A 5257-nucleotide genomic window follows, 5' to 3' on the forward strand; every position below is an offset into this window, starting at 1 on the left:
GCCATCGCGGTCGGCCCGTCCGCCTTGGGCAGCGTGAACGAGATGTCGGTGCGGCCGGTGCCCTCGGTCGACACGTTCTGCACGATCATGTCGATGTTGATCTCGGCGGAGGCGACCGTCTCGAAGATGCGGCCCGCGGCGCCCGGCTCGTCGGGCACGGCCACGATCGTGATCTTGGCCTCGCTGCGGTCGTGGGCGACCCCGGTGATCAGCGCCTGTTCCACGCCTGCTTCCTCCATCGATCCGGTGACCATCGTGCCGGGCTTGTTCGTGTACGAGGAGCGTACGTGGATCGGCGTGCCGAAGCGCCGGGCGTACTCGACACAGCGCAGCATCAGCACCTTGGCGCCGCCGGCCGCGAGCTCCAGCATCTCCTCGTAGGTGATCTGCTTGATGTGCCGCGCGTTGGGCACGATCCGCGGGTCGGCGGTGAACACGCCGTCGACGTCGGTGTAGATCTCGCACACGTCGGCGTGCAGCGCGGCGGCCAGCGCGACCGCCGTGGTGTCGGACCCGCCGCGGCCCAGCGTGGTGATGTCCTTCGTGTCCTGCGAGACGCCCTGGAAGCCGGCGACGATCGCGATCGCGCCCTCGTCCAGCGCGGTGCGCAGCCGGCCGGGCGTGACGTCGATGATCCGCGCCTTCCCGTGCACCGAGGTGGTCAGCACGCCGGCCTGCGACCCCGTGTACGACCGGGCTTCGTACCCCAGGTTGTGAATGGCCATCGCCAGCAGCGCCATCGAGATGCGCTCGCCGGCGGTGAGGAGCATGTCCAGCTCACGGCCGGGCGGCAGCGGGCTCACCTGGTTGGCCAGGTCCATCAGCTCGTCGGTGGTGTCGCCCATCGCGGAGACGACCACCACGACGTCGTCGCCGGCCTTGCGCGCCGCCACGATCCGCTCGGCCACCCGCTTGATGCGCTCCGCCGTGGCGACGGACGAGCCGCCATACTTCTGCACCACCAGGGCCACGGCAGCCGACTCCAATCGAACGAACGGGCAATCGAGGAAAGACTAGCCGCGCGCGTACATCGGGCCGACAGCCGATCCCAGAATCCGGCTATGCATCGCGACACGCCCGCGCCGGAGACGACCGATCTGTGACACAGAGGCGAGAATGTCTCGGTGCGTCCACGCCTCCTGCCCGTAGTCCTGCTCGCCCTGTTCACGGCGAGCTGCTTCACGGCGGGCTGCGGCGGCGCGGAACTGCCCGTGACGGCACCGCCGACGACGGAGTCACTGCCGCCGGACAGCAGCGTGGCCCGCATCGAGCTGGCCGCCCGCGCCGCGCTGGCCCAGGACCATCGGTATTCGGCGCTCTACGACTACGACGCGAAGGACGGCCAGGGCGTGCGCGCGGTCGTCGCGACGGTGGCCACCGACGGCAGCTGGCGGGTGGACGTGCCGGGCGGGGCGCTGGGCGGCAGCGTCGACGTCTCGATCGTGCAGACCCAGGACGGCGTCTACCAGTGCACGCTGCCCTCGGCGGCGAACCCGGTGACCGCTTCCTGCGCCCGCGTCGCGGACCCCGGCAAGCGGGTGCCCAAGGAGTACGACCCGAAGGTGCAGCGGGTCTTCCGGCAATGGCTCAGCGTCTTCCAGGACCGGCAGGCGCCGCTGTCGGTGGTGGCCGCGCAGCCGCTGTCCACGGCCGCGCCGCAGGGTGTCAAGAGCAGCTGCTACTCGGTGGACACCGTCTCGGCGTCGCTCAGAGCACCGGTCGACGTGGGCATCTACTGCTACTCCCAGGACGGCCTGCTGACCGCCGCGCGCGTCGGGTTCGGCACGTTGACCCTGGCCAGCGTGGCCCAGCCGCCGCCGCGGATCGACCTGCCGGGCCCGGTCACCGGTGCGCCCGGCCTGGAGACGAAGAGCCCTCCCCCTCCGCCGGTGACTGCCGACCCTTCGCTAGCGCCGTCGGGAGCAGCGGGCTAGGCTGACGCTCGACATGTGGCAGTCACTCCTCCTTCGCTGCCGCGACGAGGCCCCATTCCAGGCCGGCACCTCGTCGCGGAGTTGACGCGCGCCGCCTGCCAGGTCTCGCCTCGTCAGGAGTAAATCCACATGTCCATCATCGAAGAGAGCAGCGACGCCATCGCGCGACAGCGAGCGTCGACCATGCCCTTTCAGCGATACCAGCCCTATCACCAGCAGTTCTCGGTCGATCTGCCCGATCGGCAGTGGCCGTCGAGGGTCGTCGAGAAGGCGCCGCGCTGGTGCGCCGTCGACCTGCGCGACGGCAACCAGGCCCTGATCGACCCGATGTCGCCCGAGCGCAAGCGGCGCATGTTCATGCTGCTCGTGCAGATGGGCTACAAGGAGATCGAGGTCGGCTTCCCGGCCGCCAGCCAGACCGACTTCGACTTCGTCCGCCAGCTGATCGAGCAGGACCTGATCCCGGACGACGTCACCATCCAGGTGCTGGTGCAGTGCCGCGAGCACCTGATCGACCGCACCTTCGAGTCGATCCGCGGCGCCAAGCGGGCCATCGTCCACTTCTACAACTCGACCTCGACGCTGCAGCGGCGGGTCGTCTTCGGCCTGGACCGCGACGGCATCACCGACATCGCCACCACGGGCGCCCGGCTCTGCCAGAAGTACGCCGAGATCCACACCCCGGACACCGAGATCTTCTACGAGTACAGCCCGGAGTCGTACACCGGCACCGAACTGGACTACGCGCTGGAGATCTGCTCGGCGGTGATCGACGTGATCGACCCGACGCCGGACCGGCCGCTGATCATCAACCTGCCGGCCACGGTCGAGATGGCCACCCCCAACGTGTACGCGGACTCCATCGAGTGGATGCACCGCCACCTGCCCCGCCGCGACTCGGTAGTGCTGAGCCTGCACCCGCACAACGACCGCGGCACCGCGGTGGCCGCCGCCGAGCTGGGCGTGCTGGCCGGCGCCGACCGGGTCGAGGGCTGCCTGTTCGGCAACGGCGAGCGCACCGGCAACGTCGACCTGGTGACGCTGGGGCTGAACGTGTTCTCCCAGGGCATCGACCCGATGATCGACTTCTCGGACATCGACGAGATCAAGCGGGCGGTCGAGTACTGCAACCAGCTGCCGGTGCACGAGCGGCACCCGTACGTGGGTGATCTGGTCTACACCGCGTTCTCCGGCTCGCACCAGGACGCGATCAACAAGGGTCTGAGCGCGCTGGCCAAGGACGCCGAGGCGGCCGGCACGGCGGTTGACGAATTCACGTGGGGCGTGCCCTATCTGCCGATCGACCCCAAGGACGTGGGTCGCTCCTACGAGGCCGTGATCCGGGTCAACTCGCAGTCCGGCAAGGGCGGCGTGGCGTACATCATGAAGGAGGAGCACAAGCTCGACCTGCCGCGGCGGCTGCAGATCGAGTTCTCCGGCGTGGTGCAGCGGGTCACCGACGCCGAGGGCGGCGAGGTCGGCCCGGGCGCGATGTGGGACATCTTCGCGGCGGAGTACCTGGTGGAGCACCAGAGCTTCGCGCGGCTCGACATGAAGCGTTACGTCACGGCGACCATCGACGGCAAGGTCGAGATCGAGGCCGAGGTGGCCGATCACGGCACCGTCAAGAAGGTCACCGGCGTGGGCAACGGCCCGATCGACGCGTACGTGCAGGCGCTGCAGCCGCTCGGGGTGAAGGTGCGGGTGCTGGACTACGCCGAGCACGCGCTCTCCTCCGGCGGGGATGCGCAGGCGGCCGCGTATGTCGAGTGTGAGGTCGGCGACGAGACGGTCTGGGGCGTGGGCCTCGACGCGAACATCGTCACCGCCTCGATCAAGGCCCTGACGAGCGCGGTCAACCGCGTCCGGTAGGCAAGCCGAGCGGAAAGTGGTAGCTCACGAGCCTTTCCGGGCGTTGGAAAGGCCGCTGGGCTACCACTTTTCGCTTGCCCGCTCGACACGCGACAAATAGGACGTCGGGCTCCGAACGGGCATCCGGCACCTACCCTGAGGGTGTGCGTACCCGTCTGGTGTTCTTGGCTCTGGTTCTGTTCGCCGGCGGTTGTCAGGTGGTGCCGCTGGAGCCCGCGCCGGCGCCCACAAAGGACGGTGGGGTGGCCGGCGGGAGCGCGGTCTCGCCGACCGACGCGCTGGCCAAGCTCAAGGTGGCCAAGGCCGGGTCGATGCGCGGGTACGACCGGGAGAAGTTCCCGCACTGGCGGCGGACCGGCGAGAACTGCGACGTGCGTGACGCGGTGCTGAAGCGGGACGGTCGCAAGGTCAAGTATTCCGGCTGCAACGTGGTGGCCGGCACCTGGAAGAGCATCTACGACGGCCGGACGCTCGACTCACCGACCAAGGTGGACATCGATCATGTCGTTCCGCTGGCCAACGCCTGGCGTTCCGGCGCGTCCGCCTGGTCCGACGAGAGGCGCGAGGACTTCGCCAACGACCTCGACCACCCGCAGCTCGTCGCGGTGTCGCAGACCTCGAACCGCGGCAAGGGCGACCAGGACCCGTCGCAGTGGAAGCCGACGGTGCGGTCGGAGTGGTGCGAATACGCGTCGGACTGGATCGCGGTCAAGGGCTACTGGAAGCTGACCGTCACCAGCGCCGAGAAGAAGAGTCTCGGCCAGATGCTCGAGGAGTGCTGATGCCGAGCCCGATCAAGACCGCGGACGTCAACGCGCCCGGCGGGGTGATGACCGACGAGGTGGGCGTGGTCACCGGCGAGCTGACCGTGCGCACCTCTCTGGACAAGGACCAGGTCACGGTCGAGGTCCAGTACAAGGACGCGAACGAGTGGTACCACGTCACCGGCGGGACGGTCGCGCTGACGGACCCGGCCGACCTCGACGCGGTGCACACGCTGATCGTCAACCTTCTTCACCGTCCGGAGTAGCTCGATCGACGCGGCTCGATGTAGCGTCGGTTATGCCGTTCTCCCCCATCCTTGCCGCCGCGACGCTGCTGTTGCCCGTGGCGCCCGCAGCTGCGAGCACTGCTCTGGATCGGGTCATTCCCGCCCCGGCGCAGGTCAGCTCCACCGGCCGTGACTTCCACCTGAGCCGTCAGACGGTGATCGAGACGCGCGTCCGAGACGTCGGAGCACTGCTCTCCGACGATCTGCGGGCCGCGACCGGTCTGACCTTGCCGGTCCGGCCGACCGCCGCGCCGGCAGCGCCGAAGATCGGCCTGCGCCTGAAGGCCGGGCTCGGCGAGGAGGGCTACCGGCTCACGGTCGACCGCACGTCGGTCGAGGTCACGGCGAGCACCCCGGCCGGCCTCTTCGCCGGCACGCAGACCCTGCTGCAGGCACGCAC

The 5257-nt window shown here is 69.3% G+C and carries 5 protein-coding genes and 1 pseudogene; 5 read left to right on the plus strand and 1 reads right to left on the minus strand.

The features are described from left to right. Positions 1-971: aspartate kinase (locus tag AB0M20_RS26005; protein ID WP_364302450.1), on the minus strand; the 971-nt coding region annotated here is incomplete at its 3' end. Between the two features lie 153 nt (positions 972-1124). Here AB0M20_RS26005 and AB0M20_RS26010 point away from each other — a divergent pair. The 5 genes and pseudogenes from AB0M20_RS26010 to AB0M20_RS26030 form a co-directional block, all read left to right on the plus strand. Continuing rightward, on the plus strand, positions 1125-1934 hold the full coding sequence (locus AB0M20_RS26010) for a hypothetical protein (RefSeq protein ID WP_364302452.1): 810 nt from the start codon (positions 1125-1127) through the stop codon (positions 1932-1934). Between the two features lie 129 nt (positions 1935-2063). After that, positions 2064-3806, plus strand: a complete 1743-nt coding sequence (gene leuA / locus AB0M20_RS26015; RefSeq protein ID WP_364302455.1) for a 2-isopropylmalate synthase — start codon at positions 2064-2066, stop codon at positions 3804-3806. Positions 3807-3949: 143 nt separating this feature from the next. Beyond that, a complete protein-coding gene (locus tag AB0M20_RS26020; protein WP_364302457.1) occupies positions 3950-4588 on the plus strand; it encodes an HNH endonuclease family protein in 639 nt (212 codons plus the stop codon). 14 nt (positions 4589-4602) lie between these two features. After that, a pseudogene (locus tag AB0M20_RS26025) lies at positions 4603-4836 on the plus strand (hypothetical protein); the annotation flags it as partial. A 32-nt stretch (positions 4837-4868) separates the two neighbouring features. Next, a partial coding sequence (locus AB0M20_RS26030; protein ID WP_364302459.1) for a glycoside hydrolase family 20 zincin-like fold domain-containing protein occupies positions 4869-5257 on the plus strand: 389 nt, incomplete at its 3' end.

This window comes from Actinoplanes sp. NPDC051633 (assembly GCF_040681735.1).
In the GTDB taxonomy this organism is placed as follows: Bacteria; Actinomycetota; Actinomycetes; order Mycobacteriales; family Micromonosporaceae; genus Actinoplanes.